General features: G+C 68.1%; 18 protein-coding genes. 6 read left to right on the plus strand and 12 right to left on the minus strand.

Translation table 11 applies throughout. The annotated features are described in order from the left end of the window. Window positions 1–148: 148 nt before the first annotated feature. On the minus strand, window positions 149–1,078 hold the full coding sequence (locus IG194_RS11795) for an AEC family transporter (protein WP_058487780.1): 930 nt from the start codon (window positions 1,076–1,078) through the stop codon (window positions 149–151). 107 nt (window positions 1,079–1,185) lie between these two features. On the opposite strand from IG194_RS11795, the gene IG194_RS11800 reads away from it, so the two are divergent. Beyond that, the gene (locus tag IG194_RS11800) at window positions 1,186–2,079 is read left to right on the plus strand and encodes a LysR substrate-binding domain-containing protein (protein ID WP_058487781.1); all 894 of its coding nucleotides are present in this window, start codon (window positions 1,186–1,188) and stop codon (window positions 2,077–2,079) included. A 290-nt stretch (window positions 2,080–2,369) separates the two neighbouring features. On the opposite strand, the gene IG194_RS11805 is transcribed toward IG194_RS11800, so the two are convergent. The 3 genes from IG194_RS11805 to IG194_RS11815 all read right to left on the minus strand — a co-directional run bounded on the left by IG194_RS11805 (window position 2,370) and on the right by IG194_RS11815 (window position 6,439). After that, complete coding sequence (locus tag IG194_RS11805) at window positions 2,370–3,317, minus strand: adenosine deaminase (RefSeq protein ID WP_058487782.1); 948 nt, start codon at window positions 3,315–3,317, stop codon at window positions 2,370–2,372. Window positions 3,318–3,410: 93 nt separating this feature from the next. Then, window positions 3,411–5,201 carry an acyl-CoA dehydrogenase C-terminal domain-containing protein gene (locus IG194_RS11810; protein ID WP_058487783.1) on the minus strand — a complete coding sequence of 597 codons (1,791 nt, stop codon included), beginning with the start codon at window positions 5,199–5,201 and terminating at the stop codon, window positions 3,411–3,413. Further along, window positions 5,198–6,439, minus strand: a complete 1,242-nt coding sequence (locus IG194_RS11815) for a 3-hydroxyacyl-CoA dehydrogenase (protein ID WP_058487784.1) — start codon at window positions 6,437–6,439, stop codon at window positions 5,198–5,200. Before IG194_RS11815 ends, IG194_RS11810 begins: the two co-directional genes overlap by 4 nt. 109 nt (window positions 6,440–6,548) lie before the next feature. On the opposite strand from IG194_RS11815, the gene IG194_RS11820 reads away from it, so the two are divergent. After that, window positions 6,549–7,451 carry a LysR family transcriptional regulator gene (locus IG194_RS11820; protein ID WP_058487785.1) on the plus strand — a complete coding sequence of 301 codons (903 nt, stop codon included), beginning with the start codon at window positions 6,549–6,551 and terminating at the stop codon, window positions 7,449–7,451. A gap of 191 nt (window positions 7,452–7,642) precedes the next feature. On the opposite strand, the gene IG194_RS11825 is transcribed toward IG194_RS11820, so the two are convergent. The 5 genes from IG194_RS11825 to hslO form a co-directional block, all read right to left on the minus strand. Next, on the minus strand, window positions 7,643–8,245 hold the full coding sequence (locus IG194_RS11825) for a nitroreductase family protein (RefSeq protein WP_058487786.1): 603 nt from the start codon (window positions 8,243–8,245) through the stop codon (window positions 7,643–7,645). 95 nt (window positions 8,246–8,340) lie between these two features. Next, a complete protein-coding gene (locus tag IG194_RS11830) occupies window positions 8,341–9,834 on the minus strand; it encodes a flavin-containing monooxygenase (protein ID WP_058487787.1) in 1,494 nt (497 codons plus the stop codon). Between the two features lie 124 nt (window positions 9,835–9,958). After that, window positions 9,959–11,893 (minus strand): ATP-dependent DNA helicase RecQ, encoded by a 1,935-nt coding sequence (locus IG194_RS11835; RefSeq protein ID WP_058487788.1) that lies wholly within the window; start codon window positions 11,891–11,893, stop codon window positions 9,959–9,961. A gap of 393 nt (window positions 11,894–12,286) precedes the next feature. Then, window positions 12,287–13,828, minus strand: a complete 1,542-nt coding sequence (locus tag IG194_RS11840; protein WP_009614971.1) for a phosphoenolpyruvate carboxykinase — start codon at window positions 13,826–13,828, stop codon at window positions 12,287–12,289. Window positions 13,829–13,996: 168 nt separating this feature from the next. Continuing rightward, a complete protein-coding gene (gene hslO, locus IG194_RS11845; protein ID WP_009614970.1) occupies window positions 13,997–14,890 on the minus strand; it encodes an Hsp33 family molecular chaperone HslO in 894 nt (297 codons plus the stop codon). Window positions 14,891–14,998: 108 nt separating this feature from the next. Between hslO and IG194_RS11850 the strand changes: the two genes are divergently transcribed. Next, window positions 14,999–15,799 carry a phosphatase PAP2 family protein gene (locus IG194_RS11850; RefSeq protein WP_058487789.1) on the plus strand — a complete coding sequence of 267 codons (801 nt, stop codon included), beginning with the start codon at window positions 14,999–15,001 and terminating at the stop codon, window positions 15,797–15,799. Window positions 15,800–16,553: 754 nt separating this feature from the next. On the opposite strand, the gene hslR is transcribed toward IG194_RS11850, so the two are convergent. Further along, window positions 16,554–16,949 carry a ribosome-associated heat shock protein Hsp15 gene (gene hslR / locus IG194_RS11855; RefSeq protein ID WP_009614968.1) on the minus strand — a complete coding sequence of 132 codons (396 nt, stop codon included), beginning with the start codon at window positions 16,947–16,949 and terminating at the stop codon, window positions 16,554–16,556. A 118-nt stretch (window positions 16,950–17,067) separates the two neighbouring features. On the opposite strand from hslR, the gene IG194_RS11860 reads away from it, so the two are divergent. The 3 genes from IG194_RS11860 (at window position 17,068) to IG194_RS11870 (ending at window position 19,526) form a co-directional block, all read left to right on the plus strand. Beyond that, a complete protein-coding gene (locus tag IG194_RS11860; RefSeq protein ID WP_024128818.1) occupies window positions 17,068–17,544 on the plus strand; it encodes an ATP-dependent zinc protease in 477 nt (158 codons plus the stop codon). Then, complete coding sequence (gene rimK, locus IG194_RS11865) at window positions 17,541–18,446, plus strand: 30S ribosomal protein S6--L-glutamate ligase (RefSeq protein ID WP_009614960.1); 906 nt, start codon at window positions 17,541–17,543, stop codon at window positions 18,444–18,446. The genes IG194_RS11860 and rimK overlap by 4 nt, the downstream gene beginning before the upstream one ends. A gap of 153 nt (window positions 18,447–18,599) precedes the next feature. Next, window positions 18,600–19,526 carry a S66 peptidase family protein gene (locus IG194_RS11870; protein ID WP_058487791.1) on the plus strand — a complete coding sequence of 309 codons (927 nt, stop codon included), beginning with the start codon at window positions 18,600–18,602 and terminating at the stop codon, window positions 19,524–19,526. A gap of 408 nt (window positions 19,527–19,934) precedes the next feature. On the opposite strand, the gene IG194_RS11875 is transcribed toward IG194_RS11870, so the two are convergent. Further along, window positions 19,935–21,254 (minus strand): ATP-binding protein, encoded by a 1,320-nt coding sequence (locus tag IG194_RS11875; RefSeq protein WP_009614958.1) that lies wholly within the window; start codon window positions 21,252–21,254, stop codon window positions 19,935–19,937. A 99-nt stretch (window positions 21,255–21,353) separates the two neighbouring features. Continuing rightward, complete coding sequence (gene ompR / locus IG194_RS11880; RefSeq protein WP_009614957.1) at window positions 21,354–22,097, minus strand: two-component system response regulator OmpR; 744 nt, start codon at window positions 22,095–22,097, stop codon at window positions 21,354–21,356. Window positions 22,098–22,170: the final 73 nt, after the last annotated feature.

The raw sequence follows: 22,170 nt of genomic DNA on the forward strand, positions 1-22,170 counted from the left end.
CCTGAGGGGCGCGTCCGGCGCCGCGCGGGGTCCCCTCCCCGCGCCGGCGCCAAGCGGTTTGCGAACGGGCCTGCCAGCCCCGCGCTTGGCAGGCCCGGTTTTTTCCGCCCTACGCCAGGCTTGACCACGGCGTGGCCGCAACCATGGCTCAACGCGCAATCCACAACAGGCACAGCGACAAGGTCACCAACGACCCCAAGGTCGACAGCAAGATGCTGCGCGACACCATCGGCGCCTCGCGCTTGTAGTACTCCGCCAGCATGTACGGCCCGGTGCCGGTCGGCAGCGCGCTGAGCAGCAGCGCCGAATCCGCCCACAACGGTGGCAGGGCGAATACCTTGTAGGCCAGCACCCCGGTCAGCAGCGGCTGCCCCACCAGCTTGACCAGCACCAGCGGCCAGGCGCCGACCTGCGGGCCCTCCTGCTTCTGCGCCAGGAACAGGCCGAGGGAAATCAGCGCGCAGGGCGTGGTGGCCGCCGCCAGCAGGTCGAGGAAATGCACCACCGGCTCGGCCAGCCCCAGGCCGCTGGCGGCCCACAGGCCACCGATGATCGGCGAGACCACCAGCGGGTTCTTCAGCAGCGCGCGGCTCACCACCAGCACCGCGCGACCGACGTGCTTCTCGCTCTGCAGGCCGACCTCGATGCACACCACGGCGACGGCGAACAGCACGCATACCACCAGCAGCGAGGCGATCAGCGCCGGCTCCAGGCCGTCCTGGCCGAACACCAGCAGGCACAGCGGGATGCCCATGTAGCCGGTGTTGGCGTAGGAGGCGCTGAGCCCGTCGATGCTCGCCGCCGGCAGCTCGCGGCCCCGCCACAGGCGCCAGGCCAGGGTGGCGACGAACACCAGCAGGCAGCCGGCGGTGAAGGCAGCGAGGAAGCCCGGCTGCCAGATTTCCGCCCAGGTGGAAGTGGCGGTGACCTTGAACAACAGCGCCGGCAGGCACAGCCAGACCACCAGCTTGTTGATCTCCGACGCCGCGCCCTCGCCCAGGCGGTTGGTCCTGCGCGCCAGCCAGCCGGCCAGGATCAGCGCGAAGATGGGCAGGACGACGGCGATCACGGTGTGCATGGCGGGCTCGGCAAGGCGTTGTTATAGGAGGGCTGGCGAGCATAGGATTGCCGCATCGATACCGTCCAATGCTTGTTGATAGCCCAATCGATTCCGGAAACGCATCGATGATCGAATTGCGCCAGCTGCGCTACTTCCTCGCCCTCGCCGAACACCTGCACTTCGGCCGCGCCGCCGAGGCCCTGCACCTGACCCAGCCGCCGCTGAGCCGGCAGATAGCCGCGCTGGAGGCCGAGCTGGGCACCCCGCTGTTCGCCCGCCACTCGCGCTCGGTGGAGCTGACCGCCGCCGGCCGCGAGTTCCAGCAGCACTGCAAGAGCCTGCTCGCCGGCCTCGACCTGGCGGTGCGCTCGGCCCAGGCCAGCGCCCGCGGCGAGCGCGGCGAACTGCGCCTGAGCTTCACCATGGTCGCCGCCTGGACGCTGCTGCCGACCCTGCTCAAGCGCTACAGCGACGCTTATCCACAGGTGAAGGTGGTGCTCAACGAAGTACTGCCCCGCGACCTCGGCCCGGCGCTGGAAGCCGGCGAGGCCGACGTCGCCCTGACCTTCCCGGCCCACGGGAACGGCCAACTGCAATACCGCACGCTATTGCGCGAGCCGCTGTGCGCGGTGCTGCCCAGCGCGCACCCGCTAGCCGCGAGCGCCCAGGTGGCGGCGGGGGACCTGGCAGGGGAATCGTTCATCAGCTTCCCCCACGGCACCGCGCCGGCGCTACACGAGGCGGTGATGCAATGCTGCCGGGACAGCAGCTTCGAACCGCGCATCCAGCTGGAGCCGCACCTGCAGCAGACCATCGTCAACCTGGTGGCCGAGGGCCTGGGCGTGGCCCTGGTGCCGGACTCGATGCGCAAGATGCAGCTGCCTGGTGCTGCGTTCGTGGCGTTGGAGGCATCGCCACTGGTGGACTATGGGGTGGCGTGGAGTCCGCATAACGACAACCCGTGCCTGGGGGCTTTTCTGCGGTGTGCGGGGGTCAACGACGGCACAGGCTCTTCGTAGGAGCGAGCTTGCTCGCGAACGGTGCTTGCTCGGGACTTTGGGTGTTGGGGGGTAGAGCGCCCTCTCCCTAACCCTCTCCCTGAAGGGAGAGGGGACCGTTGGGCAGAAACGGGTATTACGGAGTTAGCCGGCAGCTCTGATGGTTTCCGGCTAAAGCCATGCTCATCTCGGCACGGACAAGCCCCCTCTCCCTTCAGGGAGAGGGCTGGGGAGAGGGGACGGAGGTGACCTCACGCACAGCGTGGCCGGGAGGCACCGTTCGCGAGCAAGAACTAGGCGCCCCCCCGCTCCTACACCAACCGCGCATCCAGGCTGTTCTGCGCCAACCGCTGCGCCTGCTCCTTCGTCATCCCCAGGTGCTCATACAGCGCCTGGAAGTTCTCGCTCACATACCCCCCGAAGTAAGCCGGATCATCCGAGTTCACCGTCACCTTCACCCCGCGCTCCAGCATCGCCAGGATGTTGTGCTCGCCCATGTGCTCGAACACGCACAGCTTGGTGTTGGACAGCGGGCAGACGGTCAGCGGAATCTGCTCGTCGATAATGCGCTGCATCAGCCGCTCGTCCTCGATGGCGCGCACGCCGTGGTCGATGCGTTCGACCTTGAGCAGGTCCAGGGCTTCCCAGATGTATTGCGGCGGGCCTTCCTCGCCGGCGTGGGCCACGGTCAGCAGGCCCTCGGCGCGGGCGCGGTCGAACACGCGCTGGAACTTGCTCGGCGGGTGGCCCACTTCGGAGCTGTCCAGGCCCACGGCGACGAAGGCGTCGCGGAAGGGCATGGCCTGCTCCAGGGTCTTGAAGGCTTCTTCCTCGGACAGGTGGCGCAGGAAGCTGAGGATCAGGCCGTGGCTGATGCCCAGCTGCTGCTCGCCGTCCTTGAGCGCGCCCTGGATGCCGCGCAACACCACCTCGAAGGGGATGCCGCGGTCGGTGTGGGTCTGCGGGTCGAAGAAGGGTTCGACGTGGATGACGTTCTGCGCCTTGCACTTGAGCAGGTAGGCCCAGGTGAGGTCGTAGAAGTCCTGCTCGCTGCGCAGCACGTCGGCGCCGGCGTAGTAGAGGTCGAGGAATTCCTGCAGGTTGTTGAAGGCGTAGGCCTTGCGCAGGGTCTCAACGTCGGCCCAGGGCAGCTTCACCCGGTTGCGTTCGGCCAGGGCGAACAGCAGTTCGGGCTCCAGGGTCCCTTCCAGGTGCAGGTGCAGTTCGGCCTTGGGCAGGGCGTTGAGCCATTCGTACATGGGTGGTTTCTCGTCATCGGGCTGAATCGATGCAAGTTTAACCCGGCCCGCCATGGCGGCCACCCCGGGCGAGCCGGGGCGGCCGCCCGGCCATCAGAAGGCGAAGTGCGCCTCGTCCAGCGCCATCAGGCAGCCGGCGCCGCCCAGCAGCGCCTCGCGGTGCATGCTGGCGCGCGGCAGGATGCGCCGCAGGTAGAAGTCGGCGCTGGCCAGCTTGGCGCGGTAGAAGTCGCCCTCGCCGCTGCCGGCGTCCAGCGCCGCCTGGGCGGTACCGGCAGCGCGCAGCCAGAGCCCGGCGAGTAGCACGTAGGCGCTGTACTGCAGGTAGTCCACCGACATGGCGCCGATCTCCTGCGCATCGCGGCGGGTGGCGGCCAGCACGTCGGCGGTCAGCCCACGCCATTCCTGGATGCGCTCGCGCACCACCGCGGCCATGGGTTCCAGCTCGGCGTGGGCGGCCAGCGCGGTGCAGGTTTCCGCCAGGTCGGCCTGCAGCGCGGCCATCTCGGCGCCGCCGTCGCCCAGCAGCTTGCGGCGGATCAGGTCCAGCGCCTGGATGCCGTTGGTGCCTTCGTAGATCTGCGTGATGCGGCTGTCGCGCATCAGCTGCTCCATGCCCCATTCGCGGATGTAGCCGTGGCCGCCGTAGACCTGCACGCCAAGGCTGGCCACTTCCTGGCCCATGTCGGTGAGGAAGGACTTCACCAGCGGGATCAGCAGCGCCGCGCGCTTCGCCGCAGCCTTGCGGCCCTCGGCCTCGGGGTGGCCGTGCTCCAGGTCCAGCTCGCGGGCGCAGAGCGCGGCGAGCATGCGGCTGCCCTCGGTGAGGGTCTTCTGCGTCAGCAGCATGCGCCGCACGTCGGGGTGATTGATGATCGGGTCGGCGGCCTTCTGCGGCTGCGCGGGACCGGTCAGGGCGCGCGATTGCAGGCGCTCGCGGGCATAGCTCAAGGCGCCCTGGAAGCTGCGCTCGGCGATGCCCAGGCCCTGCAGGCCGACCTGGAAGCGCGCGTCGTTCATCATGGTGAACATGCAGGCCAGGCCCTGGTTGGCCTCGCCCAGCAGCCAGCCGCTGGCGCCGTCGAAGTTCATCACGCAGGTGGAGGCGCCCTTGATGCCCATCTTGTGCTCGATGGCGCCGCAGCTCAGCGCGTTGCGCGCACCGGGCGTGCCGTCGGGGTTGGCGATGAACTTGGGCACCAGGAACAGGCTGATGCCCTTCACCCCGGCCGGGGCGTCCGGCAGGCGCGCCAGCACCAGGTGGACGATGTTCTCCGACAGGTCCTGCTCGCCGCCGCTGATGAAAATCTTGCTGCCGCTGACCGCGTAGCTGCCGTCGGCGCGCGGCTCGGCGCGGGTGCGCAGCAGCGCCAGGTCGGTGCCGGCCTGGGGCTCGGTGAGGCACATGGTGCCGGTCCACACGCCGCTGACCATTTTCGCCAGGTAGTCGCGCTGCAGCTCGGCGCTGCCGTGCTTGTACAGCGCCAGCACGGCGCCCTCGGTGAGCCCGGAATAGACGCGGAAGGACAGCGAGGCGGCCATCAGCATCTCGTGGAAGTTCGCCGCCACCAGCTGCGGGAAGCCCTGGCCGCCGAACTCGACCGGGCCGGTCATGCTCGCCCAGCCGTTGTCGCAGTACTGCTTGTAGGCCTCGCGGAAGCCGTCGGGGGTGGTCACCGCGCCGTCGTGGAGGGTCGCGCCCTGCTCGTCGCTGTTGCGGTTCAGCGGCGCCACCACCTCGCCGGTGTAGCGCGCGCCCTCTTCCAGCACGCCGTCGATCAGCTCGCGGTCCAGGCCGTTGCCCAGCAGCGCGCAGTGAGCGGTCGCGTCGAAGAGTTCGTGGAGGACGAAGCGCATGTCGCGCAGGGGCGCCTGGTAGCTCATGCGTGGTGCTCCTTGTGGACGTCGGCGAAGCGCCCACCGCTGGCGGCCAGGCGCTCGATCAGCGCGGCCGGCTGCCAGTGCGCGCCGTGCTGCCCGGCGAGGTCGCGCAGGCGCGCGAGGAGGGTCGGCAGGCCCTGGGCGTCGGCCCAGGCCATGGGCCCGCCCTTGTCGGCGGGGAAGCCGTAGCCGTTGAGGTAGACGGTGTCGATGTCGGCGCTGCGGCTGGCGATGCCTTCGTCGAGGATTTTCGCGCCTTCGTTGACCAGCGCCAGCAGGCAGCGCTCGAGGATTTCCTCCGGGCCGATGTCGCGGCGCGCGTAGCCCAGGCGCTCGGACTCGCGCAGCACCAGGGCGTCGACCTCGGGGTCGTGCTCGGCCTGGCGGCTGCCGGGTTCGTAGTGGTAGAAGCCGTTGCCGCTCTTCTGGCCGAAGCGGCCCATCTCGCACAGGCGGTTGTCCACCTGCACGGTGGGCGCGTCCTGGCCCTTGCCGGCCAGCTCGCGGGCGCGCCATTCGAGGTCGATGCCGACCACGTCGAACATGCGGAACGGGCCCATGGCGAAGCCGAAGCCCTGCAGCGCGGCGTCCACCTGGTAGGGCAGCGAGCCTTCGAGGATCAGCCGGCGCGACTCCTGCACGTACTTCTCCAGCATGCGGTTGCCGATGAAGCCGTGGCAGTTGCCGGCCACCACGCTGACCTTGCCCATGCGCCGGCCCAGCTCCAGGGCGGCTTCCAGCACGGCGGGCGCGGTTTTCGCGCCGCGCACGATCTCCAGCAGCTTCATGATGTGCGCCGGGCTGAAGAAGTGCAGGCCGAGCACCTGCGACGGGCGATTGGTCACGGCGGCGATGGCGTCGACGTCGAGGTAGGAGGTATTGCTGGCGAGGATGGCCGCGGGCTTCAGCGCCGCGTCCAGCTCGCGGAAGATCGCCTGTTTGAGTTCCAGGTTCTCGTAGACCGCCTCGATCACCAGGTCCGCTTCGCGGATCGCAGTGTAGTTGTCCGCCGGGGAAATCCGCGCGCGGCGCGCCGCCGCCTCGGCCTCGTCGATCCGCCCCTGGCGCACGTTGTGGGCGTAGGTGTCGGCCACCGCGCCCTGGGCCTGCAGCAGCATCTGCGGATTGTTGTCCAGCCACTGCACCTGCACGCCGGCGTTGGCCAGGCACATGACGATGCCGCGGCCCATGGTGCCGGCGCCTATCACCGCGGCGCTGCGAATCGGGGGGATCTGGCTCATGGTCTTCCTCTTGTTATCAAACGGGCGTTCGAGCAAAAAAGTGACAGTCACCTTAGGGAAGATCGGATTATTTTTGAAATTTAGTCTTGTGATGCGCAGTATTTAGCTAATGAATATAAATACCTTCGACCTGAACCTGCTGCGTGTCTTCGACGCCTTGTTGCGCGAGCGCAGCGTTTCCCGCGCCGCCGAGCGCCTGGCCCTGAGCCAGCCGGCGGTGAGCAACGCCCTGGGCCGCCTGCGCGAGTTGCTCGACGACCCCTTGCTGGTGCGCATCGGCCGCAGCATGCAGCCCACGCCGCGGGCCCTGGAGCTGGAGGCGCCGATCCGCGAGTCGCTGCAGCGCATCCTCCACAGCCTCAGCGGCACCGAGCGCTTCGACCCGGCGCGCAGCCGCCAGCGCTTCACCCTGACGCTGACCGACTACGCCGAGCTGCTGTGCATGCCGGCGCTGCTGCAGCGCCTGGGCACGGAGGCGCCGGGCGTGGCCCTGGACGTGCGCCACCTGGCCCCGAGCCTGCCGGTGGAGGCGCTGGACAAGGGCCACCTGGACCTGGTGCTGGGCCGCTTCGAGGACATCCCGGCGCGCTTCGCCCGCCGCCCCTGGGCCAGCGAGACGCTGCGCCTGCTGGCGCGCCGCGGGCATCCGCGGGTGAACGGCCCGCTGGACCTCGACGGCTTCCTGAACGAGCGCCACCTGTGGGTATCCGGCGGGCAGACCAAGGGCATGGTCGACCAGTGGCTGGCCAGCCAGGGCCTGAAGCGGCAGATCGCCTACGTCACCCCCAACTACCTGCAGGCCGCGCAACTGGTGGCCGGCACCGACCTGCTGACGGTGCTGCCGACGCGCCTGGCCGAATACTTCGCCAAACTGCTGCCGCTGCAGGTGCTGGAGCTGCCCTTCGACGTCGGCCAGTTCCACCTGGAGCTGGTGTACCTGGCCCAGCGCGAGCGCGACGTGGCGTTGCAGTGGCTGCTGGGGCGGATGCTGGAGGCGGCGCCGAGGCCGTAGGGCCTGCGCCGAGATGCTTTTCGTAGGATGGGTTGAGCTTGCGAAACCCATGCGGTCACGGTGATGGGTATCGCTTCGCTCAACCCATCCTACGGGTGCCTCCTGGAACCGTACCGTCCGCGAGGCGTCCCCCTCGCCCCCACGAAAAGCAGAACGCGCCCGAGGGCGCGTTCATTGGCCATCGGCAAACCTCAGAACCGATCGCGAATCACCACCTCGTCCAGCGCCAGCTTGCCCACCCGCGGCTTGGGCGCCACGGCCTGCTTGCCGACGGCGACCATCAGGCCGATCACGTGGTTCTCCGGCAGGTTGATCAGCTTGGCCACGGCGTCGAAATCGAAGCCGTCCATGGGGCAGGAATCCAGGCCCTTGCCGCGGGCGGCGAGCATCAGCGTCTGGGCCATCAGGCCGCAGCTGCGCATGGTCTCGTCGCGCTGCACCTGGGGCTTGCCGCGGTAGTAGGCGTCGATGGCGCCGGCCATGTACTCCTGCACCTCCTGGGGCGCGCCTTCCCAGACGCGGCGGGCGTTCTTTTCCCAGCTGTCGAGCTGGGCGCAGACCACCACCAGCATCGAGGCGTCGGTCACCTGCGGCTGGCCCCAGGCCACTTCGCGGATGTGCGCGCGCAGTTGCGCGTCGCTGACCTCGACCAGGCGCACGTGCTGCAGGTTGAAGGCCGAGGGCGCGAGCATGGCCAGCTGCAGCAGCTCGTCCTTCTCCTCGCGGCTGAGGCTGAAGGCCGGGTCGTAGCCCTTGACCGCGCGGCGGCTGCGGATGGCTTCGTCGATATGCATGGGGACTCCTTTCGTTGACGGCGAAAAATGCCCGCCATGGTAAACCGCCCGGGCGCAGGCTTGCCGCGGTTTTCCCGATAGGAATCATCGAATCGCTACACCGCCTGCAACGAGGCCTCGTCGCCCTGCCGGGCGCGCGGCGAGGTGAAGGTCAGGTAGCCGTCCTCCACCTTGCCGTGGCGCAGCAGCGCCAGGTCCAGGGCGTAGTTCTGGTAGAGCTTCCAGGGCGTGCGGTCGCCCTGCTTGGGCATCCTGTCGGCGGCGCGCTGGATGTAGCCGGAGTTGAGGTTGAGGAAGGGTTCCTCCTTCACCTGCCCGGCGCCGGCGCGCGGCGTGCACTGGCGCATGCCGATGGCGTCCATGTGGTTGATCAGGCGGCAGAAGTATTCGCTGGAGAGGTCCGCCTTGAGCGTCCAGCTGGCGTTGGTGTAGCCGACCACCGCGGCCAGGTTGGGCAAATCGCGCAGCATGATGCCGCGGTAGCCCATGCTCTGGTTGACCTGGAACGGCTTGCCGTCCACCGCCAGCTCCGCGCCGCCGAACATCACCAGGTCCAGGCCGGTGGCGGTGACGATGACGTCGGCCTCCAGCACCTGCCCGGACTTCAGGCGGATGCCCTTGTCGCAGAAGCCGTCGATGTGTTCGGTGACCACCGAGGCCTTGCCCTTGCGCAGCGCCTTGAACAGGTCGCCGTCGGGCACGCAGCACACGCGCTCGTCCCACGGCTTGTAGCGCGGGCTGAAGTGGCGCATGTCGAAGTCCTTGCCCAGTTGGTGCCTGGCCAGCCCCAGCAGGGCCTTGCGCGCCAGGCTGGGGAAGGTCTTGGCGAACAGGAAGAAGACCATCTGCATGGTCACGTTGCGCGCCCGCGCCTGGCGGTACACCCAGGTCTCGGGGAGGAAGCGGCGCAGGAAGTTGGAGATCGGGTCCTTCTGCGGCAGGCTGATCACGTAGGACGGCGAGCGCTGCAGCATGGTGACGTGGCGCGCCTTGTCGGTCAGCGAGGGCACCAGGGTCACGGCGGTGGCGCCGCTGCCGATGACCACCACGCGCTTGTCGGCGTAGTCGAAGCCTTCCGGCCACAGCTGCGGGTGGATGATCTGCCCGCGGAAACTGTCGCGGCCCTTGAATTCCGGGGTGTAGCCGGCCTCGTAGCGGTAGTAGCCGGTGCACATCAGCAGGAACTGCGCGCTCATGCGCACAGGTTCCGGCTCGTCGCCGCGCTGCACGGTCAGCAGCCAGCGCGCGCTGTCGCTGTTCCAGTCGGCCTTGAGCACGCGGTGGCGGTAGCGGATCTTGCGGTCGATGCCGTTTTCCTGCGCGGTCTCCTCGATGTAGTGGCGGATCGAGGGGCCGTCGGCGATGGCCTTGGCGTCGGTCCAGGGCTTGAAGTTGTAGCCCAGGGTGTACATGTCCGAGTCGGAACGGATGCCCGGGTAGCGGAACAGGTCCCAGGTGCCGCCCATGGCCTCGCGGCCCTCGAGCAGGGCGAAGGTCTTGCCCGGGCAGTGCTTCATCAGGTGGTAGGCGGCGCCGATACCGGACAGGCCGGCGCCGACGATCAGGACATCCAGGTGCTCGACAGACATGGGGGCTCCTCGGCCGGTGGCGGGCAACGCCTTGCTGAGTCTAGGAGGAATTTCCTCCCCCGTACCCTACAAGGGCCGCCGCCGGCCGGCGCCCCACCCTAGGATGGGTGGAGCCGCCGCGGCGTTACCCTTGCGCCAGCTGCGCCATCACCCAGGCGCGCACCTGGGCGTAGGGGTAGTCCTCCAGCGCCGCGTAGCCCGGCAGCGTGCGCGCCCGCAGGCGGGTGAAGGCCGGCACGCTGATGCCGCAGAGGAAGCGCGTCACGTAGTCGGCGCTGGGCGGCATGCCGCGGGCGCCCTGGTACTTGTCGAGGAAGGCGGCGCAGCGGCTCTGCAGCGTCTGCCCGTCCAGCGGCGGCAGGGCCGGCGGCTCCGGCAGGTGGGCGACGCGGCCGGCGCAGACCGAGCAGTGCCCGCAGTGCTCCGGCGCCCGCGCGTCGCCGAAGTAGCGGGCCAGGCGCCGGCTCAGGCACTGGTCGCTGGCGAACAGTTCCAGCATGGCGCCGATGCGCGCGATCTCGCTGGCCTCGTGGCGCTTGAAGTAGGCGTACAGCTCGTCGCTGAGCGCATCCATGTCGAACCCCGCCTCGCGCACCGCGTAGACCTCGGTCATCTGCTTGCTTTCCAGCTCGATCCAGCCGCGCTCCTGGAAGTAGTCCAGGGCCTTGACCACCCGCGCGCGCTCGGCGCCGTGGCGCTGGTAGAGGGTGTCGAAATCCAGCGTCGACCAGGTGCGCGCCCGCGCCGAGGTGTCGAGGATGGCCTCGACGAACTGCCGCCGCTCGCCCTCGAAGTGGCCCAGCAGCGCCGCGGGCTCGACGAGGTTCTTGAAGCGGTATTCGGCGAAGTAGGCGAAGCGCGGGGCGATGATGCCGCGCAGCTCCAGCTGCACCAGCAACGTCTTGAGCGGCAGTTGGCGGATGTTCGACTGGTCCGACAGCGCGGTCAGCATCAGCTCCCACTGGCCGTTGGGCGCCGCGGCGATTTCCGCCAGCACGCTGCGGATGCCCTCGCGCTCGGGGGTGTCGCCGTAGACGAAGTTCTCCAGCACGCTGAGGCTGTCGCGGTTGGCCAGCACCAGGCAGTCCGAGGGCTGGCCGTCGCGCCCGGCGCGGCCGATCTCCTGGCTGTAGTTCTCCACCGACTTGGGCAGGTCGAAGTGCACCACGTTGCGGATGTCGCTCTTGTCGATGCCCATGCCGAAGGCGATGGTCGCGACAATGCAGTTCAGCGCGCCGGCCATGAAGCGCTGCTGGATGGCCTCGCGCTCGGCGTGGTCCATGCCGGCGTGGTAGGCGCGGGCCGGGATGCCGCGCTCGGAAAGGTGCGCGGCGATGTCCTCGGCGGTCTTCTGCTGGGTCACGTAGACGATGCTCGGCTGCCCGGGCCGCGCGCCCAGCCACTCCACCAGGCGGGCGCGCTTGGCGGCGCTGGCCACCGGCTCCACCTGCAGGTTCAGGTTGGCGCGGTAGAAGCCGGTGGTGACCACGTCGGCCTCGGCGATGGCGAACTTGGCGCGCATGTCGGCGATCACCGCCGGCGTCGCGGTGGCGGTCAGCAGCAGCACCTGGGGGATGCGGAACTGTTTCTGGTAGGCCGGCAGCTTCAGGTAGTCGGGGCGGAAGTTGTGGCCCCACTCGGAGATGCAGTGGGCCTCGTCGACCACCAGCAGGGAGATCGGCACTTCGCCGATGAAGTTGCGGAAGCGTTCGTTCTTCAGGCGCTCCACGGAAATCATCAGCACCTTCAGCTCGCCGCTGCGGGCGCGGGCCATGGTCTGCGCCACCTGCTCGCGGCTCTGCGCCGAGTCGATGCTGGCGGCGGCGATGCCGTGGCGGGCGAGGAAGGCCAGCTGGTCCTGCATCAGCGCGATCAGCGGCGACACCACCAGGGTCAGGTGCGGCAGCAGCAGCGCCGGAAGCTGGTAGCACAGCGACTTGCCCGAGCCGGTGGGGAAGATCGCCGCCGCCGAGCGCCCGGCCAGCACGGCGCTGACCGCCGCCTCCTGGCCGGGGCGGAACTGGCGGAAGCCGAAGACGCGTTCGAGGGTGTCGTGCATGCGGGTATCTCCCTTACCGGTCATGGGTGGAAACGCCATGCTAGGGGCAGCCATTGTAGGAGCGGGCTTGCTCGCGAACGAGCCGATTCCGGTTCATCGGAAAGTACGCTCCTAAGGTAGCCCCGTAGGCGCGGACCTTGTCCGCGATCGCGGATAAGATCCGCTCCTACGCTGCCCCACCCACGCCATTCCCCTGTAGGAGCGCGCCCTGCGCGCGAATCGCGGGCAGGGCCCGCTCCTACAGGTTGCCGGGGAGCACGGCATTCCTCCCTCGTAGGAGCGGATCTTATCCGCGAAGCCCGCCAATACGCCCGGCTATCGCGGACAAGCTCCCACAGGGGTCGGCCAATGAAAAAGCCGCCCGGAGGCGGCTCTTTCGGCGAACGGGCGCGCTTACAGCTGCGGGCCGGCGTTCTTGATGGCTTCGCTCACTTCGAACTTCTTGAAGTTCTCGATGAACTTGCTGGCCAGGCCCTTGGCGGCTTCGTCGTAGGCGGCCTTGTCAGCCCAGGTGTTGCGCGGGTTGAGCAGGTTGGTCTCGACGCCCGGGACGGCCTTGGGCACGTCCAGGTTGATGATGTCCAGGTGCTCGGTCTCGGCGCCGACCAGCGCGCCGCTCTGGATGGCAGCGATCACGCCACGGGTGGTCGGGATGTTGAAGCGCTTGCCGACGCCGTAGCCACCGCCGGTCCAGCCGGTGTTGACCAGGTACACCTTGGAGCCGAAGGCCTTGATGCGCTTGATCAGCAGCTCGGCATAGACGCCGGCCGGGCGCGGGAAGAAGGGCGCGCCGAAGCAGGTGGAGAAGGTCGACTTGATGCCGCCGCCCGAACCCATTTCGGTGGAACCGACCAGCGCGGTGTAGCCGGAGAGGAAGTGGTAGGCCGCCTGCTCGTTGTTCAGAATCGACACCGGCGGCAGTACGCCGGTCAGGTCGCAGGTCAGGAAGATCACCGCGTTGGGCTCGCCGCCCAGGTTGGCTTCCGAACGCTTCTCGACGTGCTCCAGCGGGTAGGCCGCGCGGGAGTTCTGGGTCAGGCGGTCGTCGGCGTAGTCCGGGACGCGCGCGTCGTCGAGAACCACGTTCTCCAGCACGGCGCCGAACTTGATGGCCTTCCAGATGACCGGCTCGTTCTTCTCGGACAGGTCGATGCACTTGGCGTAGCAGCCGCCTTCGATGTTGAAGACGACGCCTTCGCCCCAGCCGTGCTCGTCGTCACCGATCAGGTAACGGCTTTCGTCGGCCGACAGGGTGGTCTTGCCAGTGCCGGACAGGCCGAAGAACAGGGTCACGTCGCCCGCTTCGCCGATGTTGGCGGCGCAGTGCATCGGCAGCACGTCCTTCTCCGGCAGCAGGTAGTTCTGCACCGAGAACATGGCCTTCTTCATTTCACCGGCGTAGCGCATGCCGGCGATCAGCACTTTCTTCTGGGCGAAGTTGAGGATGACGCAGCCGTCGGAATTGGTGCCGTCGCGCTCGGGCACGCACTCGAAGTTGGCCACGTTGAGCACCTGCCACTCGTCGCGGCCGGCCGGGTTGTAGGTTTCCGGGTTGATGAACAGCTGACGGCCGAACAGGTTCTGCCAGGCGGTGGCGGTGGTCATCTTGACCGGCAGGTAGTGATCGGCGGCCGAACCTACATGCACGTGGGAAACGAAGTGGTCCTGGGCGTCGTTGAAGGCCTGGACGCGCTCCCAGAGGGCGTCGAACTTGTCGGCCGGGAACGGGCGGTTGATCGCGCCCCAGGCGATGGAGTCCTTGCTGCCGGGCTCTTCGACGATGAAGCGGTCGGCAGGCGAGCGGCCGGTGCGGTGGCCGGTTTCCACCACCAGCGAGCCGTTGTCGGCCAGGCGACCTTCGCCGCGGCGAATGGCTTCCTCGACCAGTTGGGCAACGCTGATATCGGTGTACACGGCTTTGTTGGCTTGCGTCATGTGGGTCCCCATCGGCCGGAGCCGAGTCCTCCAAACATTGCGTAGTGACTTCTAATTCCCACTACAGCGGAAAAAAGTCGCGGGATTATGCCAGAAAAGAACGGTTCTCGTGCAGCCTCTGATCCGGCGAGGGCGTCAATGGTTCGGCTATCGCCCCGATAGCGCCGATCAATGGCGGGTTTGTGACGGCGCCGCGCTGCCGCCGCCGGCGAACAGTTGGGCGATGTCGCTGCCGTCGAAGGCGTAGCGCTGGTTGCAGAACTGGCAGTCGACGGTGATCTCGCCGCCCAGCTCGCCCAGCAGGCGCTCGGCGTCTTCCTTGCCGAGGCTGACCAGGGCGTTGGCCGAGCGCTCCCGCGAGCAGCTGCAGCGGAACACCAGCGGCTGCGGCTCGAACAGGCGCACCGCTTCCTCGTGGTACAGGCGGTGCAGCAGGGTCTCGTTGTCCAGGCCCAGCAATTCCTCGACGTTGAGGGTGTCGGCCAGGGTGGTCAGGTGCTGCCAGCTGGCCTCGCGGTCCTCGGCGTCCTTCAGGCGGTCGGCGGGCAGTTGCTGCAGCAGCAGGCCGCGGGCATGGCGGCCGTCGGCGCCCAGCCAGAAGCGGGTGGGCAACTGCTCGGAGGTGGCGAAGTAGGACGACAGGCAGTCCGCCAGGCAGGCGCCCTCCAGCGGCACTATGCCCTGGTAGCGCTGGCCGTTCTTCGGGTCCACGGTCATGGTCAGCACGCCGTCGGGCATCAGGTCGAGCAGGCCGGCGCTGTCGCGGATGGCCTCGGCGTCGTAGCGGGCCAAGCCGCGCACTTCGCGGTCGCTGGAGCATTCCACCATGAGCAGCGGCACGGCGCCGCTGGAGCGCGCCTGCAGCACCAGCAGGCCGTCGAACTTCAGGGTGCCGCACAGCAGCGCCGCGGCGGCGAGCATCTCGCCGAGCAACTGGGCCACCGGCTGCGGGTAGGGGTGCTTGGCCAGCACTTCGGCGAAACTGCGTTCGAGCGCCACCATTTCACCGCGAACGTCGGTGTTGTCGAAGAGGAAACGCTGACTTTGATCGATCTGGGACATGCTGGGCACAACGCTGGCTGAGGCACAAATACATGACAAGCTGATGGCAAAGGCCTATAAAGCGCGCTTTGCGACAGCCGCCCGGTTCAGTAAGGGGGAATCGATTCTATGGAGAAAGCTTCGCCGTTCCAAGCCACCTGGTCGTGGCGCCCGTTCATCGCCTGCCACCTGCTGGCCCTGGCCCTGCTGCTGCTCTGGCTGTGGACGCCGAGCCGCGCCGCCATCGACTTCTTCGACTTCAGCCTGTTCCACGCCCTTAACGCGCCGCTGGCGACCAACGAGGCCTGGCGCAACGTCTGGGCGGTGGCCAGCACCCGGCCGTTCGACATTCTGGTCGGGGTCATCCTGCTCCTGCTGCTGATCCGCGGCGACTGGATCTTCAAGGCCGGCCAGGTGCGCGCCGCGACCTTCGGCCTGGTGGTGACCATGGTGGTGCTGATGATCGTCCGCACCCTCTATGCCAAGATCGCCCACCACCTGGGCTGGCAGCACGCCAGCATCTCGGCCATCGCCCCGGACGCCGTGCGCCTGGAAGACTTCTTCCGCAGCTGGCAGGACACCCTCTTCGAAGTGAAGGACGAGTCGGCGCGCAGCTTCCCCGGCGACCACGCCTCGGTGCTGCTGGTGTGGGCGCTGTTCCTCAGCCTGTTCGCCCGCAATGCCGTGCAGTGGCTGGTGGTCTGGGCCCTGGCCCTGCTGTTCATGCTGCCGCGTCTGGTGGCCGGCGCCCACTGGGGCCAGGACGACTATATAGGCGGCGTGCAGATGGCCCTGCTGGCCCTGGCCTGGAGCTGCTTCACCCCGTTCGCCGCCTGGGCCAGCGCCGGCCTGGTGCGCCTGACCGAGCCGCTGTTCGCCCTGCTGGCGAAGGTGCCGCTGCTCAACCGCCTGAGCGTGATCGCCGCCTGAGGCGCATTCCGGAACCCCCGCCACGGCGGTAATGCTGTTCACTTAAGAAAGGATGCCGTTTCTCTGCCTGGGGGAAACGGTATTTTTCATTTTGGGGTTATGGCTTGGCTCGCGAAGCTTGCCCCACTCCGGCCTTAACCTCGTCATTGCCGCGAACAATACTTGTGCGGGGCCGAAGGGGAATAACCCAGTTGCCTTGGCTTGGGTGTTTCTGCGCCGCACCGAGTCTGCCCGACCGTCTTGTTTCGCCCCCTCGGGCGAGTCCCTTTTGTCAAACGCCACAAAAGGAACCAAAAAGGCTTGCCCCGACATACGGGCCCGATGGAGCCGGGCTACCCTCGCGAACTCCCCCGCCACGGAGGCCCGCCCCGAGGGTACGTCCCTGTAGCCCATCGGGGCTCTCGCGACATCCATGTCGCATGACCTCCTGAGCGCCGGTTTCGCTCGGCCTGCTGAAGGGGCGTTTCGGAGTGCGCGGATGTTTCTCTGGAAGTCTCAAGAGCAAAAGCCAGAGCGAATGCGCTTTGGCTTTTCGTAGGAGCGCGCTTGCTCGCGAACCCAGGGTTCGCGTTCTCGGGAATGACGAGAGGAGGCAGGCGTTCCGGGATGACTCCGAACTCCCCGCACGCTCCGAACAGCCCCCTCTCCCTTTGGGAGAGGGCTGGGGTGAGGGAGCGAAGCCAGGCTGGCGCACCTTCGCTGAACCACCACCTATCGCTTGAGTGAACAGCATTACGCCACGGCGGAGGTTTCGCTATTCCTGGTCGTCGAGGAAGTGCAGCAGTTGGCGGCGCTGCTTCTTGCTCGGCCGGCCGTCGGTCTGCACGCCCAGGGCGCCGGCCTTGCGCATGGCTGCCGCGTCCTCGCGGCGCTTCACGCTCTCGGCGGTTTCCTCGTAGAGCAGCTGCGCCTCCGGCGCGCCGCGGCGCACGCCCGACAGCGCCTTGACCACCACGGTGCGCTCGTCGAACCCGGTGCGCAGCACGTATTCCTCGCCGACCTTCGGCTCCTTGCTCGGCTTGCAGCGCTCGCCCCGGCAATGCACCTTGCCGCCCTCGATGGCCGCCTTGGCCAGGCCTCGGGTCTTGTAGAAACGCGCAGCCCACAGCCACTTGTCCAGGCGTACCCTGTCGTCGTCTTTCTCGCTCACGGCCTCATCCACACTTCTGCAACCTGGCCAGTCTACCCTCGGCCCGGCGTTCCCGGCAGGCCCCTGGCGGGCGCCGATGGCCCTGCTAGAATGCCGCAAAACCCTGGGATGGCTCCTTTTGAAGACATTCGACCACCTGTCAGTGATCGGCCTGCGCGAATGGATCGCCCTTCCCGACCTGGGCATCGTCGGCCTGCGCGCGAAGATCGACACCGGCGCCAGCACCTCCAGCCTGCACGCCAGCGACATCGCCACCTTCCAGCGTGACGGCCGCGACTGGGTGCGCTTCACCGCCCACCTGGGCACCCAGGTGCAGCGCCGCCACCGCTGCGAGGCGCCGCTGGTGACGATGAAGACCATCCGCAGTTCCAACGGCCAGGCCCAGACGCGCTACGTGATCCGCACCACCCTGGCCCTGGGCGACCGCGCCTGGGCGGTGGAATTCACCCTGGCCTGCCGCAAGACCATGCGCTACCGCGTGCTGCTCGGTTCCAAGGCCCTGGTCCAGGGCCAGTTGGTGGTCAACCCGGCGCTGACCTACGTCCAGGACAAACCCCTCATCATGGTTACCCCCGCCCTTTCAGGTGCCCAATGAAAATCGCCGTGCTGTCGCGCAACCCGCGCCTGTATTCCACCCGTCGGCTGGTGGAGGCCGGGCAACAACGCGGGCATGAAATGGTGGTGATAGACACCCTGCGTGCCTACATGAACATCGCCAGCCACAAGCCGCAGATCCACTATCGCGGCCAGCCGCTGGAAGGCTTCGACGCGGTGATCCCGCGCATCGGCGCCTCGGTCACCTTCTACGGCTGCGCGGTGCTGCGCCAGTTCGAGATGATGGGCGTGTTCCCGCTCAACGAGTCGGTGGCCATCGCCCGCTCCCGCGACAAGCTGCGCTCGCTGCAGCTGCTCTCGCGCAAGGGCATCGGCCTGCCGATCACCGGCTTCGCCCACTCCCCGGACGACGTGCCGGACCTGATCCAGATGGTCGGCGGCGCGCCCCTGGTGATCAAGCTGCTGGAAGGCACCCAGGGCGTCGGCGTGGTCCTGGCCGAGACGCAGAAGGCCGCCGAATCGGTGCTGGAGGCCTTCATGGGGCTGAAGCACAACATCATGGTGCAGGAGTACATAAAGGAAGCCGGCGGCGCCGACATCCGCTGCTTCGTGGTGGGCGACAAGGTGATCGCCTCGATGCGGCGCCAGGCCGCGCCCGGCGAGTTCCGCTCCAACCTGCACCGCGGCGGCAGCGCCAGCCTGATCAAGATCACCCCCGAGGAGCGCATGACGGCGATCCGCGCGGCGCGGATCATGGGCCTGAAGGTGGCCGGCGTGGACATCCTGCGCTCGCACCACGGCGCGCTGGTGATGGAGGTGAACTCCTCGCCAGGCCTGGAAGGCATCGAGACCACCACCAACAAGGACATCGCCGGGGTGATCATCGAGTACCTGGAGAAGAATGCCGGGCCGCATATGGTCAGGACTAAGGGCAAGGGGTGAGGAGGCACGTACGCGACGCATGCGTCGCGCCGACGAACGACCGGCCATGGATGGCCGGGCTGGGGGTGCCGACGGGCACGATGCCCCGACAGGGATGTCTACGCAGGATCACCATGAAGCACATCGAACTCCCGCCCGCTCACGAATAAGCCCATGCCCAGATCCCCCCGCCCCTCCGACCTGACCTGGTCGCCCTTCGAAGGCCGCATCGCCCTGGTCGCCCCGGCCTCCTCCATCGCCGAGGAGGTCTTCGAGGCCACCCTGCGCCAGCTGGAGGTGCTGGGCATCGACTACCACCTGGGCGAGCACGCCGAAGCCCGCTACCGCTACCTGGCCGGCAGCACCGAACAGCGCCTGGAGGACTTCCACCGCGCCTTCGAGCTGCCGGACGTGAGCGCCGTCTGGTGCCTGCGCGGCGGCTACGGCTGCGCCCAACTGGTGCCCGGGCTGGACTGGACGCGGCTGCGGGCGGCCTCGCCGCGGCCGCTGATCGGCTTCTCGGACATTTCCATCCTGCTCAGCGCCTTCCACCGCCACGGCCTGCCGGCGATCCACGGCCCGGTGGCCAGCGCCCTCGGCCTGCAGCCGCTGAGCGCGCCCAGCGAACAGCGCGAGCGGCTGGCCTCGCTGGCTTCGGTCAGCCGCTTGCTGGCTGGCGAGGACCGTCACCTGCCCTGTACTCACCTGAGCGGTCCGAAGAAGGTCGTGGAAGGCGAGTTGATCGGCGGCAACCTCACTGCCCTGGCCAGCACCGCCGGTACGGTAGCCGGGCTGCACGCCCCGGCTGGCGCCATTCTGGTGCTGGAGGATGTGGGCGAGCCTTACTACCGCCTGGAGCGCAGCCTTTGGCAGTTGCTCAACAGCATCGATGCGCAGAGCCTGGGCGCGGTGGTGCTGGGCACCTTCACCGATTGCCCGCGCAAGAACGTGGCGCATAGCCTGGAAGAGATTTTCGTGGAGTACCTGAAGCCGCTGGGGGTGCCGCTGTACCACGGGCTGCCGAGCGGGCATGGGGCGCAGAATAGGGCCTGGCCTTATGGGAAGGTGGGGCGGTTGGGGGTGAAGGGGTTGGAGTGGTAGAGCGGGAGTGTTCCTGGAAGATTCTCGCTGCTGGACAGCCCCACCCTCTCCCCAGCCCTCTCCCTGAAGGGAGAGGGGGCTTGTCCGTGCCGAGAAGAGGAATGGTTTCAACCGGAAATCTTCGGTGTTGCCGGCTAACTCAGGAATACCCACGCGCTCCGAACGGTCCCCTCTCCCTTCAGGGAGAGGGTTAGGGAGAGGGTGCGGAGCCCATCCAGTGCACCGCCGTCCCAGGCTAGCCCCAACGGCGGATAACGCTGATGCGTTATCCGCCCTACGTAGCGGCGTAGCGGCCGTCCCGTAGGATGGTGTTGAGCGAAGCGATACCCATCACCACGACCGCATGGGTTTCGCAGGCTCAACCCATCCTACGAAAAGCATCTCGGCGCAGTTGGCCAGTTGCGCCGCTCAGGAAGCCCCCCGCGGCAACATCAACCCCAGCGGCAGGCACACCCTGGCCTCCACCCCGCCGCCCTCGCGGTTGCGCAGTTCCACGCTGCCGCCGTGCTGCGCGGCGATGCGCTTGACGATGGCCAGGCCCAGGCCGGTGCCCTTGCCGCCGCGGGCCTTGTCGCCGCGGATGAAGGGGTTGAAGATGCTGTCCAGCTCCTGCGGGTCGATGCCGGCGCCGCGGTCCAGCACGCTCAGCACCACGTAGGGCGCGCCGTCGCCGCCGGCCAGGTGGCTGGCCACCTCGACGTTGCCGCCGCCGTGGTTGAGGGCGTTGCCGATCAGGTTGCCGAGCAGGCGCTTCATCGATACCCGGCGCAGCGGGAACGGCGGCAGCGGCTGCAAGCTCAGGCGCACGTGCTCCTCGCCCTGGTTGTAGGGCGCCACCACCTCGCGGGTCAGTTCGTTGAGGTCGCCCGCCTCCACCGGCTCATCGCGGCCGTCGCGGATGAAGGCGAGGAACTGGTCGAGGATCTGGTCCATGTCCTCGATGTCGCGGACCATGTCCTCGACCATTTCGCGCTCGGTTTCAGGCATCAGCTCCAGGGACAGGCGCAGGCGCGTCAGCGGCGTGCGCAGGTCGTGGGACACCCCGGCCAGCATCAGCTCGCGCTCGCGCGCGGCCTGTTCGACGTCGTCGGCCATCTGGTTGAAGGCGCGGTATACCTCGGCCATTTCGCTGGGGGTGTCCTGCCCCAGCGGCAGGCGCACGCTGCGGCCCTTGCCGAACTCCCGCGAGGCCACCACCAGGCGCTTGAGCGGCTGGCCGAGCAGACGCACGAAGATCCAGGCCGCGGCGGTGGACAGCAGGCCGATGCCGAGGAACCAGCCGAGCACGCTCCAGATCTGCTGGCCGCGCAGCGGGTGCGGGTAGAGCGGCACGCCCAGCCAGCCGTCGCCCAGGTTGGGCGCGTGGACCCAGAGCATGGACGGGTGGTGGATGCGCAGGCGCGTCTCGGTGTCCGGGCCCAGCTCGGTGCGCATCTGCCGCTGGAAGATGCCGCTGTAGGGCCAGTGCTGTTCTTCCGGCTGGCCGTTCTCGTGGGGCACCCAGGCCAGCCCGGCGGATTTGGCGATGGCCTCGCGCGAGCGCTCGTCGGCGGCCCAGTAGGCGCGCACGGTCAGTGCCGCACCGTGGCTGTACTGGCGGTCGACCAGCATGTCCTCGTTCATCAGCAGGTAGACCAGCGTCAGCGCCTTGGAGAAGAGCACGACGATGAGCACCAGCCAGAGGGTGCGGGCGAAGAAGCTTTGCGGGAACCAAGGCGGGGTTTTCAAGATGAACTACCACAGAGCACGGAGCGTAGGAGCGAGCTTGCTCGCGAACCAAATCCGCAGCGGGGCTGGTTCGCGAGCAAGCTCGCGCCTACAGGAGGATCATTTGCGGGCATTACCGTCCGGCACGAACACGTAGCCCACGCCCCACACCGTCTGGATGTAGCGCGGCTTGGACGGGTCGGGTTCGATCAGCCGGCGCAGGCGCGAGATCTGCACGTCGATGGAGCGCTCCAGGGCGTCCCACTCGCGGCCGCGGGCCAGGTTCATCAGCTTGTCGCGGGTCAGCGGCTCGCGGGCGTGCTGCACCAGCGCCTTGAGCACGGCGAACTCGCCGGTGGTGAGCATGTGCACCTCGCCGCCGCTCTTCTTCAGCTCGCGGGTGGCCAGGTACAGCTCGTAGTCGCCGAAGGTGACCACCTCGTCCTCGCCGGCCGGGGCGCCCGGCACCAGCGGCGCCTGGCGGCGCAGCACGGCCTTGATCCGCGCCAGCAGCTCGCGCGGGTTGAACGGCTTGGCCAGGTAGTCGTCGGCGCCCAGCTCCAGGCCCTGGATGCGGCTGGACTCGTCGCCCTTGGCGGTGAGCATGATGATCGGGATCTGGTTGTTCGCCTCGCGCAGGCGCTTGCACGCCGAGAGGCCGTCTTCGCCGGGCATCATCAGGTCGAGCACCACCAGCTGGAACAGCTCGCGGGCCAGCAGGCGGTCCATCTGCTCGGTGTTCTCCACGGCGCGCACGCGGTAGCCCTGCTCGTCGAGGAAGCGCTCCAGCAGGCGGCGCAGGCGGGCGTCGTCGTCGACGATGAGGATCTTTTCACCTTCGGGCAGGGTGGACGGGTTCGACATAGAAACTCCAGATTCGGGTCAGGCCGGCAATTATCGCCCAGCCTCGGTTGGCCACGGATTGTCCATTGTTAGC

Origin of the sequence: Pseudomonas sp. ADPe (genome assembly GCF_014843515.1) — a bacterium.
Lineage (GTDB): Bacteria > Pseudomonadota > Gammaproteobacteria > Pseudomonadales > Pseudomonadaceae > Pseudomonas > Pseudomonas citronellolis.

Coding starts and splice junctions, on each gene's coding strand:
- IG194_RS11795 (WP_058487780.1), bottom strand. CDS start 1,078: ATGCACACCGTGATCGCCGTCGTCCTGCCCATCTTCGCGCTGATCCTG.
- IG194_RS11800 (WP_058487781.1), top strand. CDS start 1,186: ATGATCGAATTGCGCCAGCTGCGCTACTTCCTCGCCCTCGCCGAACAC.
- IG194_RS11805 (WP_058487782.1), bottom strand. CDS start 3,317: ATGTACGAATGGCTCAACGCCCTGCCCAAGGCCGAACTGCACCTGCAC.
- IG194_RS11810 (WP_058487783.1), bottom strand. CDS start 5,201: ATGAGCTACCAGGCGCCCCTGCGCGACATGCGCTTCGTCCTCCACGAA.
- IG194_RS11815 (WP_058487784.1), bottom strand. CDS start 6,439: ATGAGCCAGATCCCCCCGATTCGCAGCGCCGCGGTGATAGGCGCCGGC.
- IG194_RS11820 (WP_058487785.1), top strand. CDS start 6,549: ATGAATATAAATACCTTCGACCTGAACCTGCTGCGTGTCTTCGACGCC.
- IG194_RS11825 (WP_058487786.1), bottom strand. CDS start 8,245: ATGCATATCGACGAAGCCATCCGCAGCCGCCGCGCGGTCAAGGGCTAC.
- IG194_RS11830 (WP_058487787.1), bottom strand. CDS start 9,834: ATGTCTGTCGAGCACCTGGATGTCCTGATCGTCGGCGCCGGCCTGTCC.
- IG194_RS11835 (WP_058487788.1), bottom strand. CDS start 11,893: ATGCACGACACCCTCGAACGCGTCTTCGGCTTCCGCCAGTTCCGCCCC.
- IG194_RS11840 (WP_009614971.1), bottom strand. CDS start 13,828: ATGACGCAAGCCAACAAAGCCGTGTACACCGATATCAGCGTTGCCCAA.
- hslO (WP_009614970.1), bottom strand. CDS start 14,890: ATGTCCCAGATCGATCAAAGTCAGCGTTTCCTCTTCGACAACACCGAC.
- IG194_RS11850 (WP_058487789.1), top strand. CDS start 14,999: ATGGAGAAAGCTTCGCCGTTCCAAGCCACCTGGTCGTGGCGCCCGTTC.
- rimK (WP_009614960.1), top strand. CDS start 17,541: ATGAAAATCGCCGTGCTGTCGCGCAACCCGCGCCTGTATTCCACCCGT.
- IG194_RS11870 (WP_058487791.1), top strand. CDS start 18,600: ATGCCCAGATCCCCCCGCCCCTCCGACCTGACCTGGTCGCCCTTCGAA.
- ompR (WP_009614957.1), bottom strand. CDS start 22,097: ATGTCGAACCCGTCCACCCTGCCCGAAGGTGAAAAGATCCTCATCGTC.